Here is a 24,235-nt window from a genome sequence, read left to right on the forward strand (position 1 = left end):
TGCTCAGTCCAGTGTTTTGCTGACTGGACTCGCATTCGTCCACAGGGTTATCAACGGCTGCTCCACACCTATCCACGGGTTATCAACTGGTAATCCCCAAGGCTGTCCACAGGTCGAGGGACACGTCGGCCATTTTTGATTGACTCCCGCTGCTGGTCTACCTAGGTTTGCGCCCGACCCCCGGGGATAACGAGCCACCATGCGCAAGGGGAAGGCACATGGTGCGCGGCGAGACCTTGGGGGTCTCTTCATTTCTTGCCCCCGAGATGCCTTAGGTACGGTAAACACATGGCAGCGCTGATGTGGTGGTTAATCCCGCTTGGGGCAACGGTGTTCGCGCTGGGCTACGCGTTCTATCGAGGTCGCCCGGATCGCCCGATGGAGGGTGCTGAAGGAATGGAAACCTTGCGTGCTTTCCAAGATGCGATGGAGCGCCCACTTCCACCAGAGGAATCGGTCGACCCAAATGAACGGCGACCCTGATGAGTAGCTTCTTGAAGTCGCCGATGTCCAAGCGCGCTCGTGTCTTGTTTATCAGTGGCATCAGCATGATGGTGCTGCTCTTGATTGCGCTGTTACTCCCAGTTCCGTTTGTACGTATGGCTCCGGGCCCGACGTTCAATGTGATCGGTGAACGTGACGGTAAGCCGATGATTGAAGTAAGCGGCACCACGACCTATCCAGTTACCGGTCAACTACGCATGGTCACTGTGATGGAATCGGGTGGTCCTCGAGGTGGGCTGACGTTCGTTACTGCAATTGCTTCATGGTTTAACGCTGACGATGCCGTTGTGCCTCGTGAGTTGGTGTACCCCGATGATGTTTCTGGTGACGATGTGAAGTCACAACAAGCTGCAATGTTTAGTTCATCTGAAACTGATGCAATTAGTGCGGCGATGAACTATCTCGACGAACCAACATCACAGAAAATCATCGTCGCGGGTGTTGGTGGCGATGCGCCTGCTACGGGCAAGCTTGAACCAGGCGATGTGATTCTTGCGGTCAACGGAGTCGCAATCACAGACACAAAGCAAGTATCAACACTGATTCAAGCGCAACCTGTTGGTACAACGTTTACGTTCACTGTTGAGCGCGATGGCAAAACGCAAGATGTACAAGTGACGTCCGCTGTAAATCCACAAGACAACAAGACTCCTTATATTGGAATCAGCGTTGGCGTAGTGAACGTTCCCAACTTTGATGTGAAGTTCAACGTTGATGGAGTGGGCGGCCCAAGTGCAGGGTTGATGCTGAGCATTGGGTTGATCGACAAACTCACTCCAGGGGATCTTGCTCAAGGCAAAGACATCGCTGGTACCGGAACGATTACCCCTGAAGGGGCTGTTGGTTCGATCGGCGGTATTCGGCAAAAGCTTGCCGGTGCAAAGAAAGCGGGTGCGCAGCTCTTTTTGGTGCCTGCGGGTAACTGCGCCGAAGCACAGGGTCATATTCCAGATGGATTGGCTGTTACCCCTGTGAAAACCCTCACTGACGGGATGAATGCCGTGGAGAAGTGGACGAGCGGGCAGATGGTTCCAGCCTGCCCTGTGCAGAAATAGCACTCTGACATAGATTCAGGGAGTGGCTTTTAACTTTCCAGGCGGTTCTGCTCCTTCGACTCCATCTGAGGGCGGTGAGCGAAAGCGCGGTGCACTGTTTCCGACCATCATCATCTTGGGTGTGCTCGTTGTTGCCTTCGTGATCTTCACCGGCTTCTACACCGATCTGTTGTGGTTCGACTCCCTAGACATGTCGTCTGTATTCACCACGCAGATCTATACCAAGGTAGGTCTGTTCCTTGCCTTCGCTGTGGTTATGGCACTTGTGGTCTTTGCAGTGATGTGGTGGGCGTGGAAGACCCGGCCAGAGTTCCGTGGAATGACACCCGAGCAAGCAAGCCTTGAGCGTTATCGGGATGCCATCGAACCATTTCGCACTCGTGTAGCAATTGGTATCGCCATTGTGATGGGACTGTTTGCAGGCTTTGCTGCAGCGGCTGAATGGGATGCCTTCTTAATGTGGCGCAACGCCACTGAATTTGGTCAGGTTGATCCGCAGTTCGGAATGGATCTTTCATTCTTCATTTTCACCCTGCCATTCATTCAGTACCTCCTTGGCTTTGGTTTTGCGGTTCTTCTGCTGAGTTTGATTGCAGCGGTAGTAGTGCAGTACCTCTATGGCGGTTTGCGTTTGCAGCCAAAGGGCGATCGCGCCACAGGGGCCGCTCAGACTCAGGTTTCGATTCTCATTGCCCTGATCCTTTTTTTAAAGGCAGTCTCGTATTGGTTCGATCGATTCGCCCTTGATACCCAAAGTCAATCCCTGGTGACCGGCTTTACTGGTTTGAAGTACACCGATGTGCACGCAGTGTTGCCGTCGCTCAACATCTTGACCTTCGTCGCACTCATCGTCGGTGTGCTGTTCCTCTTTAACGCATTCAAGCGTTCATGGCCGTTGGCATTCATTGGTCTTGGCTTAATGATCTTGACCAGCATCGTGGTCGGAGTTCTGTATCCGTTGGTGATTCAGCAGTTCCAGGTTCGTCCAAGTGAGCTTGTAAAAGAGCAGCCATACATTGCGCGAAATATTGATTCAACTCGTGCGGCTTACAACATCGCGGATTCTGATGTAGCGGATTACCCAGGCACCGTTGCGCCGCCAACCGCAAAGGTCATCACAGCAAGCCAAGGAACACTCAGCAATATTCGGTTGCTGGACCCAGCTCTGGTTTCACCTACCTACAACCAGTTGCAGCAGATTCGCGGCTACTACTCATTCAATGACAAGCTAGATATTGACCGCTACAACCTCACAGGCAAGAAGGTTGATGGTGCTGTTGTGGCTGTGCGAGAGATCAACCTCAACGGCATTAACGCAGGTCAGCGCAACTGGACCAATGACAAGACGGTGTACACGCACGGCTATGGCTTCGTGGCTGCGTATGACAACACTGTTCAGGATTCAGGTCAGCCAGATTTCTTCGCCAAAAACATTCCGCCAGTGGGCGCCTTGCAAGCTGAGCAACCACGCGTCTACTTCGGTGAAAACTCTCCGCTCTACAGCGTGGTTGGTGCACCAAAGGGCCAGCAGCCAGTTGAACTGGATTACCCAGATGATGCAAGCCCAACGGGCCAGAAGAACTACACCTACCAAGGAAATGGTGGTGTGCCGATTGGTTCTTTCTTCAATAAGTTGCTCTTTGCCACCAAGTTCCAAGATGGAAACCTGATTCTCTCTGATCTGGTGAACACTGATTCGCGAATCCTGTACGAGCGCGATCCATTGACACGCGTTTCGAAAGTTGCCCCATGGCTCACCTTGGATCAAGATCCCTATCCAGTTGTTGCTGATGGACGCATCAAGTGGATCGTGGATGGATACACCACTTCCAATAACTATCCGTACTCAAGCCGGGTTTCACTTTCAAATGCGACGAGTGACTCACTGAATACGCGAACTGTTGGTAGCGGTATTACCCCACTGGATCAAATCAACTACATGCGCAACTCTGTGAAGGCTGTTGTTGATGCCTATGACGGCACTGTGACGATGTATGAATGGGATTCAACGGATCCAGTGTTGAAAACCTGGATGAAGGCCTTCCCTGGCACGGTTACGCCACGGGCCCAAATGGATGCCGATCTCTTGGCGCATGTGCGCTATCCGCAAGACGTATTTAAGGTGCAGCGCACAATCCTGAGTCGTTATCACGTGACGGACGCATCAACCTTCTACAACGGCACTGACGTGTGGAATGTTCCATTTGATCCAACCATTGCCACAGCTCAGGTTTTCCAGCCTCCGTACTACTTGACGCTGCAAATGCCTGATCAAAAGTTGCCGACGTTCTCGCTGACGACAACGTTTTCGCCGCAAGGGCGACAAACGCTCGCTGGCTTCATGGCAGTGAGCTCTGATCCATTGAAGGATTACGGCAAGATTCGAGTGCTGCAACTTCCAAGCAACACCACGATTCCTGGGCCGCAGCAGGTGCAAAATGCCTTTGAATCAGACCCAACAGTTTCTTCGCAACTTTCATTGTTGCGTCGTGGTGGATCTGAAGTCGATCTCGGCAACCTGCTTTCGCTGCCATTCAACAATGGTTTGCTCTATGTCGAGCCGGTGTACTTGCGAGCATCAGCAGATGGTTTCCCTCTCTTGCAGAAGGTTCTTGTTGGCTATGGTCAAAACGTGGCCCTTGAAGACACGCTTGTGGCTGCTCTAAACAAGGTATTTAGTTTGAGTCCAGGCGCTGGAGTTGAATCAATTCCGAGCACTGGTGATCTCAAGCCCGAAACAACACCAAAGCCACAGCCAACAACCTCCTCTGATGGAACCGCGGCTAGTGAGCTCAGTGCTGCGATCGCCGATGCGCAGCGCGCCTATGAAAATGGGTTGGCCGCATTGAAGAACAATGACTTCACGGCCTATGACCAAGCTCAGAAGCAGTTGGCTGCAGCACTGAAGCGTGCAGCAGCTGCCGAAGCCAAGCTGACGGGTAAGGCCTCGGGTCAATCTGCGTGACAGTTACGCCAGGTAGTTCGCACTATTGGGATACGCGGTATTCCGATAGTGGTTGGCGTGATGTGAGTTGGTTCCAAGAAACCCCGGAGCCTTCGTTCACAACAATTAAACATGCAGCGCCCAGTAATGATGCTGCGATTGTTGATGTCGGTGGGGGAGCATCGCTTCTTGTTGACGCACTTGTTAACGATGGATTTACCAATGTCACTGTTGTTGATTTAAGTGAGCAAGCGATCAACACGGCGCGCGAGCGCGTAAGCAATCTGAATGCAACCTTCGTTGCAGCAGATGTGCGCACATGGCAGCCGAATCAAACCTTTGACGTGTGGCATGACCGTGCGACCTATCACTTCCTCACGGAGTCAAGTGATCAGCAGCAGTACTGGGATCTCGTGCGAGCCAGCCTCAAGTTTGGTGGCACCTTGATCATTGCGACCTTTGCAGAAGATGGGCCTGAAATGTGTTCAGGGCTGCCAATCCAGCGTTATAGCGCCAAAGAACTCGTCGATGCGATGGGTGAGGGCTTTAAGGTCACCGAAACCATGCGTCAAACCCACGTCACACCAACTGGTGGCGAACAGAAATTCATCTGGGTGATCGCGACACGAACTCATTAAGGCTCGCGTCCAAAAACACGCGCGCCAATTAATCAGTGTGGTGGTCTAAATCGGCATGCTGATCATGGGCCCCCTTGGTTGGATCAGCATGAACCATTGCCGTGGTGAGTCGAGGAATTTCATGAATGAGTCGATGCTCAGTATCAACAGCGATTTGATGAGCTTGCACAATCGTGAGTTCGTCATCAACGGAGACGCAAACATCCGCACGTAAGGTGTGGCCGATCCAACGCACGCGAACTTCTCCAACAGCATTCACGCCCGGAGTTCCTGCAGCGACCCCTTCAACGCGATCGACCAACGCGGGATCAACGCAGTCCATGAGTCGCGAATAAATTTCGCGTATTGCATTGCGCAGTACGAAGAGAATCGCGATGGTAATGATGAGGCCAATGATCGGGTCAGCTTCAGGAAATCCAAGGCCGATGCCAACCGCGCCTGCAACGACTGCAAGGGAAGTAAATCCATCAGTTCTTGCATGAAGCCCATCGGCAACAAGTGCTGCGGAACCGATCTGTTTGCCAACGCGAATGCGATAGCGCGCAACAAGTTCGTTGCCTAAGAACCCGATTACTCCTGCAGCGCCGACAAGCCAAACATGCGCGACCGTTTGTGGATGAAGCAAACGTTGGATTGCTTCATATCCTGCGATGACAGCAGACAGCGCAATGAACAACACAACTGCAATCCCGGCGAGATCCTCGGCTCGGCCATAGCCGTAGGTGTAGCGACGATTCGTGGCTCGACGACCAAGGGTGAAGGCGATTGCGATGGGCACTGCGGTGAGTGCATCAGCGAAGTTATGAATGGTGTCACTCAGTAGTGCGATCGAACCGGTGAAGGTCACCAGCACGGCTTGTAACACCGCAGTCACTATGAGGGCACCGAATGAAATCAGTAGCGCGCGCATGCCCTTGCGGCTGGTTTCTAGTTCAGAGTCCATGGACACGATCGCATCGTGGGAATGGGGGGCGATGACGTGCTGAATTCGTGCCCATAGGCCAAGGCCGTGTTTGTGGGAGTTGCCGGGCTCATGGTCGTGCTCGTGAGCGTGTTCATGATCAGCGTCATCGTGCATCCGTGGATCCACTGTGGGCTCCTTGGGTAGGAAGGCTGCTCTCAGTATGAACCCTGGCCTCGATTTGGGGACCAGCCCCAATTGCCGTATTGTTGCCCAAGCCGTAATCGGCCACCGCGGGGTGGAGCAGCTCGGTAGCTCGCTGGGCTCATAACCCAGAGGTCACAGGTTCAAATCCTGTCCCCGCTACGAAAGTAAGGTTCAAGACCCCCTCATTCAGGGGGTCTTGTCCTATTTTGACCCCATTTTTGGGGCCCCCTTACAGGGGTTTATCGGCGGTTTATGGGCGGTAAATCGGCGGCCCGCAGGGGCACCGTGCACCCCTTGCCCCCTGTGCACCCCCCGGGGGTGCACCTCACAAAACCACATCTTGGGCCCGTGCTTTGCACCGCGCCCCGGGGCAGCCCTATGCACCGTGCATCCCCTTTTGCTTTCGTCTCGTCCCCGGCCTCCGCCGTGTCGTCCAGCCCTAGCCCACCTGGACCACACCGAAGGAGAACCCATGAACACGCCAGCACCCGTCCTACAACTTGCGAGGTACCAAACCGCGCGCGGTACGCAAGAACGTTGCAAAGGTGGTCGGCCGGCCAACTGGAATGAGCGAGCCGTGGGCAGAACTCTTCGAGCGAGCCGACGCGTTGACGATCGACGCCCGGGCCACCCAGATCGTCCCCTATTGGGTGTTCCCACCGGACGACGTCACCGTCGCGGGCATGGCTCGAATCGAACGCCACCTCCCGATCACTCCGTACAGCCGCGAGTCTTCGCGGCTCGAACCGCTGATGGCGAGCCTGGCCTACTACCGGCTGGCATTCGGGCAGCCGCGACAAGAGGAGCTCGTCCGACACGTACTCGGCCGTATCGAGGATCCCGCCATCCGTGAAGCTCTCGCGGGGATCCGGGTCGACCTCACGCCGCCCACGCGCAAGTCGTTGTGAGCGCCGACTCCCGCGCCGACCTGGCTGGTCGGAATCGCCACAGGCCGCGTTCGACGTGTTAGCCGGATCTGCAGCAATCCCCTCGACCCGGCGGGGCTCTCGATACTCACTGCGAGAGGGCAGGCTGCGCATCCTTGCTGATAAGATCAACTTATGACTCTGCTGGCCGAGTACCGCGACGCCCGCCGCGACGAAGACGTCTCGCGGCTCCGCCGTGTGCTCGCACTCCGCGCCATGGTTGTCACCGGCATGAGTCAACGGCAGATCGCCGAGGCAATCGGCATCACCCAGCCCGCGGTTAGCCAGCAACTCAAGTTCGCGCCTGAACTCAACATCGTCCACCCTGAGGTGCTCCTTGAAGCCGCCGCACCGATCCTCAAAGCCCTCGCCGCGGACCACGGCTACTCGCGACTCGCAGTCTTCGGGTCCGTCGGGCGCCACCAGGCTCGGCAGGACTCCGACATCGACCTGATAGTCGAATCACCCGAGAAGACGTCATCGTTCGGCTTCATTCGGTTCAAGCAACTCATCGAGCAGGTTCTCGGCCGCGACATCGACCTAATCGACTACGGCGGACTCAAGTCGAAGATCGATGACGATATCCGTCGTGAGGCGGTGGCGCTGTGATGGAACGAAAGGCAGCCAAGGAACTGCTACACATCCAGGGCTGGCTGCAACGAGTAGGCGAGATCGTCGAACGCGGCAAGGACGCCTACCTCGCCGATGACCTGCTCCAAGAGGCAGGCGACTCTTTAATGATGAAGCTCGGCGAGGCCGCCAACCGGCTATCCAAGCTTGGCGTCCTTGCGCCCGACCGAGTCGACTGGGCGCTCGCTGTCGCCAACCGCAACTTCATCATCCACCAGTACGATGAGCTCAACCGCGCCCTAACCTGGCAAACGCTTTCCGTCGACCTTCCCGACTGGAAGGCTTCTCTCCGGTCGTTGTTCGCTGACGCTGACACTGCGCTCTCCGACGAAGCTGAGGGGGCATCGTGACCGAAGTTCGCGTGAATGGAGTGCCCCGCAAGTCTCTACTGAGTGGCCCGGCAGTCGGGATCAGCCCGGACCGGCTCCGCACCATCGTCCAGGACTGCCACTTGAACTTCCTAATCGGAGCTGGGACGCCATCGGCGTACTTCGGCGTCCTGGGCAACATCGAGGATGCTCTTTCGCAACTCGCCGAGTCGACGGCTGATGAAGGTGTGAAGGCAATCGTCAGGGCATCCATCCAGGCGCACTTCTTTGACTCGGTCCTTGCGCCCAACCTAGAGGTGATCGAACGAGATGCCAGCACAGAGGAGGTCCTGACTTCCTACGCCAAGTTTCTCCAAACACTGAACCGTATCCTCCTCAAGCGCCATAGCTCGATCCTCGCCAAGCAGGTCAACGTCTTCACGACCAACGTCGACATGGTTTTCGAAGTTGCTTTCGAGCAGATGGGCATCGACTTCAGCGACGGTTTTAGCGGGAAGATTCGCCCACGCTTCGACCTGGGAGACTTCAGTACCATCCGCTTCCGCTTGGCCAGCAGGTTCGAGCAGCGGTCCGAAGTCCCCGTGTTCAACCTGGTCAAGATGCACGGTTCGGCAGGGTGGCTGCAAGAGGAGCGCTCCGCCGGGAAGGTTGAGATCATTTTCGACCACGGCCTCTCGCTAGTAACCGAGACCAAGGCCGCTTTGAATGCTGCGCGAGCTGACCTCATCACGATCGCCAGCAGGGACGATCTCGACACTGACGCACTGATTGCCAAATCCCCGCCAGGTGCCGTCCCTGCGACTGTCACTTCATTCTCGGAGTCCTACGCCAAACTGGGCATCGTCAATCCGGACAAGCAGAAGTTCGCCACGACGGTTCTCAACGAGACCTACTACGAGCTGATCCGGCGGTTCGCGAACGAGTTGGAGAAGGAGAACAGTGCCCTCTTCGTCCACGGGTTCTCTTTCCGCGACGAGCACCTCCGCGACGTTGCCGTCAGGGCTGCGCGGTCCAACCCGACGCTTCAGGTGATCGTTTTCTGCTACTCGCGCGGCGATCTCGCGAACTACCAGAAGTTGATACCAGATACTGACATCAAGAACGGGAACATCCAGTTCGTACTGCCGCCGGAACCCGGCGAGGACGAGGATGAGCGGGTGGCGACGCTGGACGTCGTGACGAGCGCCTACTTCGAACCGATCATCGCCGACAAGTTCCCCGAGGCAGCCCAGCGAATCGAGTTGGACATTCGTGTTCCGAGCGAAGAGGGGACCGGTGTTTGAGGGCGAGTTCTTGGAGCAGGACACCGTATTCCGGGTGGGCCGAGTCGTCTCGGTTGAGGGCCGGCAGGTTCGGGTCGCTGTCGACAAGCTCAAGAATAGTTCTCATCTGCTCTTCCAAGGTGGCATTGTCAGGAACGTCGCTGTTGGTAGCTACCTCAAGATCGTGAAGGGCTTCTCGGAACTCATCGGGAAGGTCGACGGTGAATTCGTCGCGGAGGATAGGGCAGCATCAGCGATCTATCGCCGCGGAGTGGACCCGATGTTGCGACAGCTCCAAGTGAGCCTGATCGGTTACATCGAAGGTGGGCGCTTCGAGCGCGGAATTCGAGAGATGCCATTGCTCGACAATGAGTGCTTCATTCTCACGGAGGCCGAGTTCGGTCTTATCCACACCTTTGTTGAAGATTCCGACACGCCAATTGAGATCGGCACACTCGCGATGGAGCCCACGCAGGCGGTCTCCGTCGGGGTCAACGCAATCTTCGCAAGCCATATCGGGATATTCGGGAACACTGGTAGCGGGAAGTCCTACACGCTGGCGAAGATCTACCACGAGCTTTTCGTGCGGTACGCCGACCTGCGAGGTTTCCGGCAGCGCTCGCAATTCGTACTTATCGACTTCAATGGCGAGTACCTCAATCGGGACGACTCCGACGGAGATCTTCGGTCCACGTCTGTCGTTACTGGGGAGGCCAACAAGCGCGAGTATGCCCTCAGTACCCGCTCGCAGTCAGGGCCGAGACTCCCGCTTCCGTCGAGTGCTGTGAGCGATCTAGCCTTCTGGACGGTCTTGCTCGATGCGACTGAGAAGACGCAGGCCCCGTTCCTCGGGCGAGTCCTTTCCAGTGACTACTGGGATCGCCGGATTGACGATCCTGCCGATCTGCTCACCGTCCTCGGCGACATGGTTCTGCGGGCCACGAAGAGCAGCGACACGACACTGGATCGCCAGACGGTTTTCAACCTCCTTTCAGAGGTTCAGACCTGCCTCGGGTCGTCGCCATCCCGGGAGTTGGCAGACCTGATCGACGAGTTCCAGCGCGATCTCCATTACAACGCCACGTACCGAAAGTTCTTCTGGGGATCCTGGAGCAACTCGCCGATCGATCCGGACCATTCGTCGTGGCCGAGCCTGACGAGGGACAAGGTCGCTGGGCTGTCCGTTGACTTCTCAACGATCGAGCCTGGCATTGATTTGATCCGATTCAAGATTGTTCTTCAGTACTACAGCGACATCATCAGCGGATTCGCTAACCGTGAGCACCTCGGGCCACTGATCAAGCGCCTTGAAACCCGGGTCCCGGACATCAAGAAGCTCATCGTTGTTGACGACGACGAGAAGTACGAAGAGCCATTGATCGTCGTCTCGCTTCGAGACGTCAACCTATCGATGCGCAAGGTCATCCCGATGTTGCTTTGCAAGCACCTGTATGACCGGAAGAAGGAGACTGATCCGGCGAACCAGCGCCACCTCAACCTGATTATCGACGAGGCCCACAACATTCTGTCGCTGGAGTCGTCACGCGAGAGCGAGGCGTGGCGGGACTACCGTCTGGAGACCTTCGAGGAGATCGTCAAAGAGGGACGAAAGTTCGGAGTCTTTCTCACGCTGGCGAGTCAGCGCCCTCACGACATCTCACCAACGATAATTTCGCAACTTCACAACTACTTCCTCCACCGGCTTGTGAACAACCTCGACGTCCAGGCGATCGAGAAGGCGGTTGCCTACCTAGACCGGGTTTCCTTCGAGCAGCTCCCGATCCTGCCAACGGGTGTCTGCATAGTCGCTGGCGTCTCGGCACAGATACCAGTGATCGTCAAGATCAGCCACCTGCCGCCCCAGTCAGAGCCGAACAGTCGAACGATCTCGCTTACGTCGGAGTGGCTGAAGCCTCTCCCCGCGGAGGAGGGCAACGAAGACCTCAATGACGATGACATTGGGGGAACCAGCTCAGCATCCCCGTGGGACGACGATGAACCGCCCTTTTGACGATGATCAAGCACGCCGCCGCCGCAGGGCGCTCTCAGGGATCGACGGCGCGGTGGCGAAGGCGCTCGGGCAGACCGACTTCGTAAAGTCCCTGGGCATTACCGACTGGGCCAAGAGGTACCCCGATCTTTTCGCCACTACATCGACGATTGCCAAGATCGCCGGATTGCAGTCGCAGTTCGCGGGACCGGAGAGTCCTTTCGCCAAGCTCGCGGCGGCGCAGGCGGGCTTGGCTGGTTCAACCAATGCCCTGGCCAAGATCGCCGAACAGGCGGCAGCGCTCGGCGCAAACAATGCCATTGCGAAGTTGGTGGAGCAGTCGAAGCTGACTGGGGCAGAGAGCGCGATTTCCAAGATTGCCGAGCAGTACAAGGGCCTCAGTGGTGTCAGCGAAATCGCCAAGGCGAATCAAGCAGCGCTCAACGCCGCGGGCATGTCGAGTGCGATGGAGGCTGCTCTCGCCTCAACTCGTGCGATGCCAGAGATCAGGGCTCTAAGTGGCTACGAGTTCACGTTGCAGTACGCCGACCTCTTGAAGAACGCCACGGCCTTCACTAGCGCCTTCGAGCAGCACCGGGCTCGGATACTCGAGCTGACGAAGCACATCGGAAAGGTGGGCCTCTCGTTCCTGCCGCCGAACTGGCAGGAGGTCGGCTTTCCGGACAACCTCGAAGAATTACTTCTTGATGAGGGTCTCCCGCTCGCTTGGGTGCCACCGCAGGAGATCCTGCAGAAGTTGTTTGCCGCCAAGACAGCGGGGCAGCGTCGACAGATCATCAGCGCGAACAGGAAGCGGATCACTGAGGCGTGCATAACCGAGCTGGAGGCAATCAGATTCCGCGACAAGGCCCGGCAAGTGTGGGTTGATGATTTTGCCTTGGAGGCTGCCTACGCCCTTCGCGATGGGCGGTGGCGAGCCAGCCAAGCTCTCAGTGCGAACCTGCTCGATTCGGTGCTGAGCAACGCGATCGAGAAGTCGGCCCATGACGAAGTGAAGAACAACAGGAAGAAGATCGCCTGGGAGACCTACCCGGTGAAGCCGGCCCTCGTGCTCGGGGCCCTCTATGGGATTCACGCGCAGTACTTCCCGAGCAAAGGCGACCCCATTCCAACGAGGTTTTCTCGGCACGCTTCGGTCCACGGAGTGTCGATCCAGCAGTACAAGCAGGTCAACGCGGTGATCGCCCTTATGCACGTCGTAGGCCTGCTGCGCCTAGTTGAAGACGAGAGTCACCCGGTTAAGGGGCGAAAGAAGCGCACGAAGTAGGACTTCGCTCTGGTGCAGATGGAGTACGACCTACACATTGAAGCTGTCCTGAGCCAGCGCGAACCGTACCGGGGCTTCCCAGATGGGAGTAAGCCAGCCACGATTTGTTCACAGGCCATTGAGGTGTCGATAGCGTCCCGCTGCCGCATTGAGTTTGCCCTGTTGCCGGGTGCGTCCCGGACAACTGCGGTGCACGGGGCGAATATGCCCAAAGAGGAGGATTCCCGATGCGTGCCGACTATTCGTGGCTTCCTGACCACCAGCTACATGTTGCTTACACGCTCGCTCACGCTGACTGGCTAATCGATCAGGCTGGCAACGTACTCATCAACTACCTGCGGCCTGGACCATTCGAGTTCGCGAACGTTCGAGATGGCGAAAGCGAGCACGTGAAAATCGCGTCCGTTGCACCCCTCCCGGAGGCGGTAGCGAGACTCGCCGCCGATGCCCTCAACCAACTTCGAGCAGCTCTCGAGCACACGGTATTTGCTGAGGTCGAATTCCGGCTTGGGCGCACGCTTAACAAGCGCGAAGCCAGGTCTATAGAGATGCCTGCATTCACTAAGCCGGACGCGTTCCTTCAGTGGATGACGCCTGTGCGGACGACGCTCCTAAGGACCCCGAACGACGGCGCATCGTTGACGCGAAGGATTGAGGCCTTGCAGCCCTTTCACCGTCAAGACTTCGATTGCCACCTACTTCGCGTCCTGACGGAGCACACGAACTCTGCGAAGCACAGAAGCCCGGCGGTTGCCGCGACGCTTGTGGGAATGGTGGTTCCTGACCGGGCACATCCCGAACTGAGTGTGCCCGCTGCGCCGGAGCGGGCGGCCGAAGTCGGCGATGTGATCGCAAGCGCTCCGGTCGGCGAGATCATTCCGCTGTCGGTCTGGCCGAAGGTCGCAATGCGTCGACCTCATGACGGCTCGTGGCACGTGCTGATGAACGAACTCGGCATGTTGGGCGAATGGGTTCGAAGCGTCGCGGTTCCACACCTGATCCTCGGATACTCGAGCGTAAATCCGCTGCCGCCTCAACTTGACACCATGATCGGACACAGGGACAAGCGCGCCGCGCTCGCGTCCGCCGGGCGCACGCCCGCTGCCACGCGATCGGCGAGACGGATCCAGGCGGAAAGTCTTCGTCCGGAATTGGTGGACATATTCGTGGAACTCTCGGTCCTGCCACGCGAAACCGTGAGCCAGTGGTTTGAGGCCATCAGCGATGACGACTTGCTTGGCATTCAGGATCGCATTTTCGTTGCAGCCAATCGGGGTCACGGGGGCAGGGCCCTAGCGGAAACTGTGCGAGATCTCAGTGCTAGCGCATCAGTCGAATATCCTGACATTTTCCAGTGACCGCCGATCTATCGCTGGGCCCCGACACGACAGGTCGCCGTCCGGCGACGTCACCGGATCGCATAGCCGAAGCCGATCCAGGCGACACTTTGAAGAGATTCGGTACCCAACGGATGCACAAACAGGGTGAAGCGAGAACAATCGCAATAGGCGCTCTCGGGAACTCCGCGAACGTCCTTCTGTGATCAGGCTGGCGACTAGAAGTGCAGGTCTGAATCTGCTTTGAGATCCATGTCAGGCCCCCATGCGACATTCTTGCCATGAGCGCATTCGAAGCAAAGAATTTGGCCCTAGCCATCGCCAACCTCTCTCAAGCATTCGTGGAGTTAGCGAAGTAACGAAGGCTGGCGTGCCATTTGTTGAGTCTGGGCAGAGGAGAAGCGATGGCACGTCGACAGGCTCGAGCCCGCACGACTCCGGGCGAGGCGGCTGCGGGGTATACGGAGTTGCTCGCCAACTACCGCCGGCAGCCCATCAAAACAGTGCTTGAGAGTTCAACGATCTCGTTTCAGGAGTACAGGCGCCGTGTTCGACGCTATCGGCCTTCGAATCTCTTGCCTGAGTTGGCTGCGCTCGCTACTTCGGGCGGCATCACGGGTACTCCGATCGTGGAGTCGGTCGGCGCACGATCTTGGGCGATAGCTATGGCTGCGCGCGAGTCAATTCTGTGGGGCAACGACTATCAGCGGGCCGATGTCACAAGTGACGCATTGCGTGAACTATTCAACGCGAGCAACAACATCTTCGAATTTGATCGGGAGCCGGATGACTCGGCGGCCGATGACGTTCTCGGGCTGCTTGTCCGGCTTGCGTACCAGCAGTTCGCTTCGCAGCAGTCGGAATTTCAAGAGGTCACACGTTCGCACTCGATGCTGGTAGAGGGCACATCCGAGATCGCATTGGAAGTCCTAACTGAGCAGTCGTGGACGGACATCCTTGGAGGGCCCCTCGGGCAGGTCGTCGGTGCGACGTTCTTCCTTCAGGCCGCCGCTCGCGCCGGTCGCGGCTGGATCGACCTTGACGAACTGGATCGCGAAGATCTGCGGCCTATCCTCGATCTTTGGCCTCGAGAAGTCATCGATCGCAGGGCGGCAGACCTCACCTCCACCTTCGATGAGTTCAAGTCCGCATACCGATCAGTGCGTCTGCCTCCCGCGGGCTTTGAGCGATACGCGTACAACCCGCTGGTAAGGACGCCATTGATTCGCATGCCTGATGGTCGGCTGCTCGCTCCCCAGCCAGACTTGATTCTCGCGACCGTCAGCACATCTGGCCTCTACTACGCAGGGGGCCGGGTCTACGGATTCGGAACCGCATTCACGAGCGACTTCGGCCGCCTTAACGAGAACTACGTCGGAAAGCAGCTTCGCGCTATCGACTCAGGCATTGCTGTGCATCCTGAGGTTGTGTATCGCGACCGCAAACAGGAACTGCGGAGTGTCGACTGGTTTCTGGATCTTCCGGGGGTTCTAGTGATGTTCGAGGCCAAGGCGGGACGGCTCGACGCGGTGGAGCGCGTGGCGGTGCAGGATTACCTTGAAAAGACTAGGGAGGTAGTCGGCAAGGCGATCCGCCAGTTGCAGCGATCGAGCGACGCAATTGATGCGGGGCGCCCCGAGTTCGCGCACCTACCCGCGGGCAAGCCCCGCATCGGCATAACCGTTACGGCCGAGCCGTACCACTTGGCCAACAGTCCCATGGTTCGAAGCCACCTTGACGCGGCACAATTCCCGACTTTGACAGTCTCGCTGCGCGAACTGGAACACTTCGCGGAGTCACGCCCGATGAACTTGAGCGCCAGCTCACATTCATCGCCACCGATCCAGAGCGTTCCACTTGGGACTTGGAGAACGCGCTCGACTTCTCCAAGGCGTACAGGCGCAATCCGGTCCTTCAAGCTGCATGGGATGCATACCCTCGCGCGAGTCGCGGCTCAGCCTGACAATCACTGTCCCGATGAGGCCGATTGGAACAGGCAACTCAGTCGCACGTGAGAGTTCAGGGCGAGTCGATATCGGACTTGGTATCCGATGCAGCGGACAGTTCTCTCATGGCTGCAGGCGCTATCTCACACAAGAGCAAGCAAATCTCACCAGATTCATAAGTCGGGATATTTCTAGGGCAAGCGCACGTGCCTTACACCGTCGTCGTGGCAGCTCCCGTCCGTACAACTCCTCGGAGCAAGGGCGGGTATCTTCTTGACAGGTGAAAGGAGCAGTCGCATGTCGAAGTCAAGCTTCCTGCTTCCGCAAGTCACGAGGCAAACGTTTCATGTCACCCACTCGCTGAGGATGTTCTCGCAGTTGCCAGAGCAGTTTGAGCGGATGCGCTACCGCGGCGATCAGCCGTATCCAGGTCAGGACTTGATTCAGTCGGCGCTGCAAGAGTCGTGGCTAGTACACGCAAGGCTGCTAATTGAGTTTCTCGGAATCATCGGTAGACCAAACAGCCGTGACTTCAGTTCAGCGATGTTCGATTGGGAGTTGCCCGAGGGCGATTACCAAGACCTCAAGGATGTGTGGACGGACGCATCGCAGCACCTAGTGCATTTCAGCAAGAACCGCGAACCCGAAGACACCTGGGCAATTGCCCAAGGTCGCTATGACGTGGAACGAATGGCCACCGTCGGTGAACGTGTCCTTGCCTTGTTTGGTGCTTTCGTAGAGAGTCCGAACGAAGAACTGGACAAGGTGCGTGCGCAATACAGGCCAGAGGTGGAGCGAGCCAGTGCGCGCATAGCCGAGCTCGCGGACCTGAGAGAGAGCGCACGGCTTGACGCGGTCGCGCTTCAAGCGCGAATTACAGCTGGTCAGGCACCTGATCTCTGATCGAGCAAGCATTGACTGCAAGTCCCTCACCCGGTAGGGGAAATGCCTGCTGCGCGGCAGGATGTGCCTGTGACTCCCATACCTGTGGCAATTGTCGACCAACCATTTGACTGGGTGAGCCTCGTGGCCAGCGGTGCAACAACGATCGCAGCAGTCGTCATTGGTGGGTACATCACTTTGCGCGTCGCCAAGAGAGGTGAGAATTTCGCAATCACTCGCGAGCAACGTTCTATGTGGGACGGGTGGGCGGATGAATTGAATGACGTAGTCAATTTGGAAGTTATCGGCGCACTTGGGAAATGGGTGGCGCCGGCCGCAGAACTTTGGGATAACCTCCAAGAGCAACTCAAAACCCCGGATGCCACAGGACATGTTCCGAAGGAGATCGACGAGAGGCTGCAACAGGCCTGGCATGAGTTAGCCCGGATCTCAATTCGAATATCGGACTTGTGCGTGCGGCTGCTCTATCGGCCAGGAGCTCCTGCCAGTGACCTGAGCCCTCTCCATGCGGCAGTGAGCAGATGGGGTCAGGCGCGAGACGCACTAATTCTACTTGTAGAGATGAAAGACGGTCCAGACGAACGCACACGAGTGGTCAATCCTCCCGACCGCACCCAGATCAAGGCCGCAGCTGACGGCTTTATGTGGGCATCTCAGGCACTTACGCGCGCACTCACAGACCTGTCGGCTTCACCTTTGGTGAGTAGCGCTCCCAATCCTCGTCCCGATGCAGCTGAAGTAGATCAGAGACAGAGTTGAGCGGAAGTAGGCGACCGCAATCTCAAGCAGACTAGATCCAGACATCAGTCGACATTGCTGGGACGTATCGGATTCCCTATCCGATACACGACCAGATTTCCTTACAAGCGCCTGCTCCATCTCACACGAAATTGGCCTCATCTCACGGGAATTCTGCGAACGTCCTTATGTGATCAGGCTCGGGACTAGAAGTGCAGGTCTGGTGTCTTGCAGAGGAGGGCGAGCAAGCTCGCCAGGTGCTTGGCCGCAACCGGTCATGCACTACCAACGGTGTTAAGGCCTCGGTACTCTGCACGTTGGCGTGAATCAGCCGCGCGGGCGACTCAACGAGCGTCAATCAGACCGACAGCGTTCCCTCTCGAGTGGTCTACAGCGTCAGTTGTCCGGCTCCTCGTTGGGGCAAGTTCGGCGATCGCACGGGGTGGCGGGTGCACGGCCTGAGCCCGGATGTCACGCTAGCGTCGTGGATGCTCAAGAGACCGCTCTCCTGACGCAGATCGAGTCGACGTTCGCTCGTCTTGATGACTGGCACAAGCGGGGTGAACAGCAAGTCGAAACCCCGCAGGCAGGTTCGGACCTTTTCGAGGACGACAAGTCATGGACTCATAATCCCATCAGTGAGATCGCGCGAGTGTCCCTTGCGCTCAGCGTCGATCACCTCGGGCTCGTTCGGGTGATGCTCGATGCAAGGCAGCTATTCCCGAGCGCCCCCTTCACAACCCTTCGCGGTGCGTTGGTCGGGGCAGCGCAAGCAGTATGGGTACTCGGGCCGCCAAATAGAGAGACGCGAATCTCTCGCGGGCTAGCCGTGATCGCAGAGGAGTACGCGCAACTCGCCAAGTTCTATAACGCAGTCGACGAGTTGGATCCACACACGATCCCCGCCGATCAGTGGTTGTGGCTCCGAAGCCGACGCACGGCGCTCGACGCGGTTAGAGGCCGGCACGCGCCGACAAAGCTTAATCAGACACAGATGATTGAAGAGTCGCTCGACATCGCGTTCCCTTCGGATGCAGAAAAGCGCAAGTCGGGCCGACTGCTATGGCGACAGATGAGCGCCGATGCCCATCTTCTCGGCTGGGCAGTCTCGCAAAGGACAAGCGTTCTCGTAGCTCCTGGGAAGCACGATCAGCTTGCTGTCCTCGCCGCGGCCGGATCTCTCCAACATCTGAGCGAACCGTTTCTCTGCGCGTTCGAACTTGCGAAGCGAGGTTGGTCCCTCTTCGACCAGCGGTGCGAGGCGGCCTGACAACTACGCCCTCGACGGCTCCCTCGCCCGAGGCCGATTCAGCGGATCTCTAGTCGTTATTCCCGGCATAGCGAACACCGTCTGGCCCACGCTCGATCCCGCAACTGCAGGAACTACCACCAAAGAGTCATTGCTCGTGCGTAGGAACGAACGGTGTTAGGCGACCTATCGCACTGGCGGAGGTATTCCAGGAATCGCTCAATTTCAGGAACATGCAAGTGGTCCGCGCCGAGTACCGTCCAGGTGATATCGCCGCTGCCTACGTGGACACGCTGCATTCTGACTCGTGCAGTCACTGTAGCCATTGCCACGCAACAACCTTGCTCCTCTCTTGAGCCCTTCCTATGAAGCCACGCCGGGTGGTCGCGTCGGGCGTTGCACACTTCAATTTCTACTAGCGGAACACACCAGAGGCATTCACCCGGATTGTGCCCTTGGATACAGAGTTTCTCGTTCCCGGGAACGCGCCGTGTCGGACTGTGGGACGCAAGCCGGTCAGGAGCCCCGAGTGGGCCTTTCGCACTCGCCAGTTGCGACGCAAGGCAGGAGTCGCCTACCTTCGGCCATTCTTCCTTCGCTTTCGCGAAATACGGTTCCGACCTCCCGCCGGAACGCCACTCTGTTTGGTGAATACAAGGGAGCTGAGTGCGAGGTCTTCGCATGGGATCACGGGCAGTGTGCTTGAGACGCTTAGAGGTGTGACCAGTGGATCGCTTGTCACGATCGCTCCGACCACTGTCCACGATTGTGGATTGGGGTCCCCAACCAGGTCCTGAACAACCGCATGGACATTGTGTCGCAACCAGTCGAGCCGCCGACTATGTAGCTCGACTGTTGACTTCTTGCCCTTCTTCCCTGTAAATAGCTTCTCTAGTTCACTCGAGAGTTCACTAGGCGTCCGCGCGATCTCGAAGTCCTTCGCCTCGATCGCAATGAGCGTGCGAGATGCTGCGTGGACTCCCAAGACATCAATGTCTCCGAGATCCTTACCGCTTTCGTCTGCAATCCGCCGTCCAGCGATCTTGTTGACGGACAATCTCGTGGTGATCCCCAACTGCTGAAGTCGCACCGAAACGGCTCGAGCGAAGCCCTGATTGATGGCGCCCCTGGCCTGCGAAATGCACTGCTGCATTTGTACAGTCTTCGCACGACCCTGCAGTCGACCTGAAAGCATGTTCTCCAGCCAGTAGGGACCAAGGCCGTAGAGGCTGCGAAATCCAAAAACCAATTCGTCCCCTTGGAGGACCAACGGTCGTCTGACATACGCCATGTCGCGATTGAAGCGCCACGGCAAGGCGTCTTGCCCGATCTCCAAGAAGGACGACCTCGCAGTGAGGGTGATTCCAGATAGGACTGCAGACACGAGGTCCTCTGAGACTCCGCGATCCGCGGCTATCTGCCTGACGGCCCCCGCGCGAGCGATCCTCGTGACGGCATCTGCCGCGGCCATCTCAAGGAGACCGCCACACACTTCACGCAGTTCGGAAAGGGTGAACCCAAATTCTGCGCGCATGGCTTCCGAGCTGCTATCGATGAAAGCAGAGACATCGAAGTCATCGTCATTGGTGACCTCTGCGTCGCTGAGCGCTTTGCGAATGCTTCGGGTGCCTGAGTTCGCAGCGTACCTGTCGATGGCTGCCACAACTGGCTCGTCGCGACTTTGACCCAGCCGACCTGAATCAAGGATCGAAATCTCGAAGTCTGCGAGCTTGTAGTAGAGGAAGTCGGATGCCGTAGCTCTTTCCACTATCTCTCTTGCTAATTCCAGCAGCAGGTAGTAGTCCAGGCGCGTGACACTGCGATGTCCCGCCGGAGGTTGTGCGGCTGCGTACTCAATCAGAAATCGATTGGCTCGCTGCGAAGAAGCACTCTTCGTTCGTTGTTGCACGAGATCTGAGACGGTGTCGGACTGCTCGCCGAAACAGGCCAACCTGGACCTCAGCATGATCGCGTCCACTTTCGCCACGTGAAGCAGGGACTCATTTTGTGCCACTAGGAAATCCATCAGGCCTGCTGATTCGAACAACGCGACTTGGGTCTCAAGTCGTTCGAAGAGATGGCCGACAGCATCATTGAGCACCCGCACTCGGTCTTCCCCCTTGAGTGCGCCGTTCGTAAACTGCCCTCCGGTTGGCGAACGGAGCCACTCGCCTAGCTCGTCGAGGACCTGAGCCGCGACCTGATCATGACCGCTAAGGGCGCGAGGGAGTTGAGCCGCCATCATGTCCGGCGTGGTGTCTTGACTGAATACATTGAGCATCCGCTTGGCACCTAGAGGAGCCACCGAGTCGAGTCTTGACGACAAGTCATCCACGGGGACGCCGAACAGCTCCACGAGCAGGACGGCCACAAGTTCACGTTCCGCAGAATTCGTAGTCTCTTGAAGAAGCGCTAAGAATGTGTCGCCCAATTCAATGATGATGCATTGACCATCCCTAACGACCGTTGTCGCAGATGCAGATTGCGACGTTGCGGCGAAGGCGCGCGTCCAGGCCGTTGGGTCCTCCAATTTCACGACGAGATCGACTGGTCCGTGCTGATCGGGAATTGGATACGTGAGCGAGATCTCGCGAACCCAATAGGCAGCGCACTCAAGCAGGGTCGCCTTCAAGTCTGCGAGTTCGGGCTCGATCACGTCAGCGGCAATAAAGATGACGTTGTCATCCAGTTCCAGCACGAAACCGAAATAGGAACTTCCCGGCACGGTATGGAAGATCTCTGGGGCATCCTTCGCGTAGACACGTTGCGCTTGCAACATAGGTGCATTTGGCCCTGGAGGTATAACTCCATGACGATCGGTCTCGACAATATGCTTCTGGCGAGGAAAGAACCCATCTCCTGGCTGAAACACCGTAAAAGTTGGCGGTGCGTCGTCGGAAAAGTAGAACGACTTCTTGAGATCCACATAGGCGCTGTACTCGTCAAGGACTGCAGCACTAATCGCTGACCCTTGGCGCTGTTCGATTGCCTGCGCAAACAGCATTAGCCCGAGAAGTCCATCCGATTCCTGGTGGAATATGACTTCGAGATCGTCAGATCGAGCAATGAGCATGGGATCCATCCCGTCAACGTTTGGCACTCCCCAGAAGGCAGAACGGCCTGGACTGTCAACGATGACGAGGTGAAGCAGACCCTCAGCCGAGCTATACGACACCCTTGCGTCGGGTGCCACTAAGTCGCATATGCGATCCAGTACTTCACTCGTGTCGTATCGGCCCCACACATCTTCGATATCCCAATCGATGAGGGGGTCAGTAGCGAGAATCAGATGGAGATCGTGGTTGTCGTCGATCGCTATGAGATACCTGCTTAGACGATCGGTCTCTTCGAGGAGGGTTGGAGCGCTGACAGACGGTAGGAGTCTCATGACGCGTCGGAAAGCTGATTGCCGCCATCGCTTTCCTAGTTCTTCAAGCAGGCCAGCCTGACCTGCGAATCGTAGGAGATGGAAGCGGATGGTGATGAGGAGATCTAGCGGCAGAACGACCAGATAGCCGTCCCTTAGTCGAAGAAAGGGCGTGATATAGATGCGATCATCCATGGTTTCGTGGGCACATGGCTCAAGCAGTTCGCCAGCATCAAGCGCGAACGTATCGACAACCTGGAGTAGCCACTCTCCCTGAGCGTTCAACGCTTCATTAGAGAGAAATACAGCCTCAGTTAGGACTTTCAGGTTCTCGGCGCTCGGCACATCGATTGGAGTTCCTGGTAGTCGCCCAGGCACGGTACCTCGGGAGAGTCCTGCCCCCATAATCACCATGTCACTAACTGTGAGGAGGGCCCGAATCAATTGGCGTGTGGGGCCAATCACGTCAGCGGGCATCCATCGCTCGCGAAATATCGCATCGATCAGGTTCTCCAGGTCTGCAACTGTGCCTTCTCCTGTGCCTGATGAAACGAGGTATGGACCGCCCGGGAAGCTGATGCTTTGTACTAGAACTTCCGAATACGGATCTTCTTGGCTCGCCACGCTGTCGTGGCCAAAGTCTTCGCGCTTCAAGAGCGATCGGATGGCGCTTGGGCTCAACGACGATGCCTCTTGGTCGTTCAATGCCATCCCCAATGCCGCGAGTCTGTGTAGCCGTACGAGGCGCGAGGCGTTTTGAGGAATGAGCATGAGAGCTGAGGCGGCTTCTACGATGGACGGGCCGTCCACATGCTTGGGCATGTTGTCTGTTCGAAGGCCGTTCACGGGGCGATCTTGCCAGCCATTGCATAGTCAGAAGGGTTTGAATTGCGCGGGACTCTCACTCAGACAAGGTATTGGGATCGTCGCCAGGACGATCACGGGGCAGAGCTTGAGTCGTACGCGGGCTGACGCTGAATCGATATTCCCATTCGTGTGGAGCGCTAGTGATACCTCATCCAGCCACGAGATGGTCGAACGCCGGACATCCCCGACACCGCAAGGCGAGTGCATCGCCTATCGCGTCCTTGACGACAAAGGGCAGATAGCGCGTACGCGATAGCACCTCAACGAGTGTTCGGCCACTCTTGACGCCGCTGAGGTCGCTCCGATTGCAGTACCGGATAGACGGTCGCCTGAACAAGAAGGCAAAATTCGCGAACGAAACTACGACGGACAAGTGGACTGCGACACAGGCACTTGTCGGGCGAGCCGGCGCGACCATGCGCCCGTGGGCGTCAGTTCACGCCCTCTCGCGTGATAGCATCGCTGGTATGTCTTGGGTTCGGTCGAACTTTAGCCTGAGGTCCGGGCCTGGCTCGAGGGGTTGACGGGTGCTTAGTTCGGCCATGCGGCGTTCTACCTTGACTTGCTGGCCGAGCGAGGAGTCCTGCTCTCCGAGCCGTACACCAAGCAGTTGGACGGCAAGTTGCGGGAGCTTCGGTCGGATCTTGCTCGACAGGCGATGCGGATCAGCTACTGGATCGCTCCGGGTCGTCGGATCATTCTGCTGACGGTCTTCGCGAAGACTAAGGACAGGGATCGCGCGCAGGTGGCACGGGCGAAGAAGGCGATGCTCGCTTGCATGCAAGCCGAGCACTATGTGGATGAGGAGGAGTGATGGTACGCACGTCTTGGGATGACATGAAGGCCGCTCGCGCGGGCGACTCGGCAGTCGAGGCCGCTTACGCCGCAGCCAGGCTCGCGGTCGAGCTGGGGGAGCAGGTTCGTTGTCTACGCGAGGAGCGCGGCTGGAGCCAGCGGTACCTGGCCAAGGTCACCGGAATGACCCAGCCCGCCGTCGCCCGCTTCGAGGCGGGCGGCACGACGCCGACGCTGCCTATCCTTGAGCGCATCGCGAACGCCTTCGACTCCACGCTCTCGGTCCAGCTCAAGCCCAAGGCCGTCGCCTGAACTCGTCATCGAAAGTGTGCGAGGGGGGTGCAGGCTTGCACCCCCAG

18 protein-coding genes, 1 tRNA gene and 1 pseudogene are annotated in these 24,235 nt (G+C 57.6%); 18 read left to right on the plus strand and 2 right to left on the minus strand.

Annotation, left to right across the window (positions count from 1 at the left end):
- The first annotated feature begins 288 nt into the window (after positions 1 to 288).
- Genes PHN51_04855 through PHN51_04870 form a run of 4 tightly spaced genes read left to right on the plus strand, consistent with a single transcriptional unit; the run spans position 289 to position 5,141 of the window.
- The gene (locus tag PHN51_04855; protein ID MDD2818108.1) at positions 289 to 483 is read left to right on the plus strand and encodes a hypothetical protein; all 195 of its coding nucleotides are present in this window, start codon (positions 289 to 291) and stop codon (positions 481 to 483) included.
- On the plus strand, positions 483 to 1,559 hold the full coding sequence (locus PHN51_04860; GenBank protein MDD2818109.1) for a PDZ domain-containing protein: 1,077 nt from the start codon (positions 483 to 485) through the stop codon (positions 1,557 to 1,559). Before PHN51_04855 ends, PHN51_04860 begins: the two co-directional genes overlap by 1 nt.
- Before the next feature lie 22 nt (positions 1,560 to 1,581).
- Complete coding sequence (locus PHN51_04865; GenBank protein ID MDD2818110.1) at positions 1,582 to 4,524, plus strand: UPF0182 family protein; 2,943 nt, start codon at positions 1,582 to 1,584, stop codon at positions 4,522 to 4,524.
- A complete protein-coding gene (locus tag PHN51_04870) occupies positions 4,521 to 5,141 on the plus strand; it encodes a class I SAM-dependent methyltransferase (GenBank protein ID MDD2818111.1) in 621 nt (206 codons plus the stop codon). The genes PHN51_04865 and PHN51_04870 overlap by 4 nt, the downstream gene beginning before the upstream one ends.
- 28 nt (positions 5,142 to 5,169) lie before the next feature.
- On the opposite strand, the gene PHN51_04875 is transcribed toward PHN51_04870, so the two are convergent.
- A complete protein-coding gene (locus PHN51_04875) occupies positions 5,170 to 6,231 on the minus strand; it encodes a cation diffusion facilitator family transporter (protein ID MDD2818112.1) in 1,062 nt (353 codons plus the stop codon).
- 103 nt (positions 6,232 to 6,334) lie between these two features.
- Here PHN51_04875 and PHN51_04880 point away from each other — a divergent pair.
- The 12 genes from PHN51_04880 (at position 6,335) to PHN51_04935 (ending at position 18,868) form a co-directional block, all read left to right on the plus strand.
- Positions 6,335 to 6,408 (plus strand) — tRNA-Met (locus PHN51_04880).
- 407 nt (positions 6,409 to 6,815) lie between these two features.
- A complete protein-coding gene (locus PHN51_04885; protein ID MDD2818113.1) occupies positions 6,816 to 7,157 on the plus strand; it encodes a hypothetical protein in 342 nt (113 codons plus the stop codon).
- A 153-nt stretch (positions 7,158 to 7,310) separates the two neighbouring features.
- Positions 7,311 to 7,784 carry a nucleotidyltransferase domain-containing protein gene (locus PHN51_04890; protein ID MDD2818114.1) on the plus strand — a complete coding sequence of 158 codons (474 nt, stop codon included), beginning with the start codon at positions 7,311 to 7,313 and terminating at the stop codon, positions 7,782 to 7,784.
- Entirely contained in the window at positions 7,784 to 8,155 is a 372-nt protein-coding gene (locus tag PHN51_04895) for a DUF86 domain-containing protein (protein ID MDD2818115.1), read from the plus strand. The genes PHN51_04890 and PHN51_04895 overlap by 1 nt, the downstream gene beginning before the upstream one ends.
- A complete protein-coding gene (locus tag PHN51_04900; GenBank protein MDD2818116.1) occupies positions 8,152 to 9,417 on the plus strand; it encodes an SIR2 family protein in 1,266 nt (421 codons plus the stop codon). Before PHN51_04895 ends, PHN51_04900 begins: the two co-directional genes overlap by 4 nt.
- A complete protein-coding gene (locus tag PHN51_04905; protein ID MDD2818117.1) occupies positions 9,386 to 11,407 on the plus strand; it encodes an ATP-binding protein in 2,022 nt (673 codons plus the stop codon). Before PHN51_04900 ends, PHN51_04905 begins: the two co-directional genes overlap by 32 nt.
- A complete protein-coding gene (locus PHN51_04910) occupies positions 11,391 to 12,674 on the plus strand; it encodes a hypothetical protein (GenBank protein ID MDD2818118.1) in 1,284 nt (427 codons plus the stop codon). Before PHN51_04905 ends, PHN51_04910 begins: the two co-directional genes overlap by 17 nt.
- 227 nt (positions 12,675 to 12,901) lie before the next feature.
- Entirely contained in the window at positions 12,902 to 14,032 is a 1,131-nt protein-coding gene (locus PHN51_04915; protein ID MDD2818119.1) for a hypothetical protein, read from the plus strand.
- A gap of 383 nt (positions 14,033 to 14,415) precedes the next feature.
- Positions 14,416 to 16,026 (plus strand): hypothetical protein, encoded by a 1,611-nt coding sequence (locus PHN51_04920; GenBank protein MDD2818120.1) that lies wholly within the window; start codon positions 14,416 to 14,418, stop codon positions 16,024 to 16,026.
- A 228-nt stretch (positions 16,027 to 16,254) separates the two neighbouring features.
- The gene (locus tag PHN51_04925; GenBank protein MDD2818121.1) at positions 16,255 to 16,860 is read left to right on the plus strand and encodes a hypothetical protein; all 606 of its coding nucleotides are present in this window, start codon (positions 16,255 to 16,257) and stop codon (positions 16,858 to 16,860) included.
- A gap of 69 nt (positions 16,861 to 16,929) precedes the next feature.
- Entirely contained in the window at positions 16,930 to 17,619 is a 690-nt protein-coding gene (locus PHN51_04930; protein ID MDD2818122.1) for a hypothetical protein, read from the plus strand.
- 463 nt (positions 17,620 to 18,082) lie between these two features.
- Positions 18,083 to 18,868: a hypothetical protein gene (locus PHN51_04935; GenBank protein ID MDD2818123.1), complete on the plus strand. Its 786-nt coding sequence runs from the start codon at positions 18,083 to 18,085 to the stop codon at positions 18,866 to 18,868.
- Between the two features lie 553 nt (positions 18,869 to 19,421).
- Here PHN51_04935 and PHN51_04940 read toward each other — a convergent pair.
- Complete coding sequence (locus tag PHN51_04940) at positions 19,422 to 23,060, minus strand: hypothetical protein (GenBank protein ID MDD2818124.1); 3,639 nt, start codon at positions 23,058 to 23,060, stop codon at positions 19,422 to 19,424.
- 580 nt (positions 23,061 to 23,640) lie between these two features.
- On the opposite strand from PHN51_04940, the pseudogene PHN51_04945 reads away from it, so the two are divergent.
- Together PHN51_04945 and PHN51_04950 are read left to right on the plus strand one after the other, a co-directional pair.
- Positions 23,641 to 23,895, plus strand: a pseudogene (locus PHN51_04945) (type II toxin-antitoxin system RelE/ParE family toxin).
- A 23-nt stretch (positions 23,896 to 23,918) separates the two neighbouring features.
- On the plus strand, positions 23,919 to 24,188 hold the full coding sequence (locus PHN51_04950) for a helix-turn-helix transcriptional regulator (GenBank protein MDD2818125.1): 270 nt from the start codon (positions 23,919 to 23,921) through the stop codon (positions 24,186 to 24,188).
- Positions 24,189 to 24,235 lie beyond the last annotated feature (47 nt).

Source organism: Candidatus Nanopelagicales bacterium, assembly GCA_028687755.1.
GTDB lineage: Bacteria > Actinomycetota > Actinomycetes > S36-B12 > S36-B12 > UBA11398.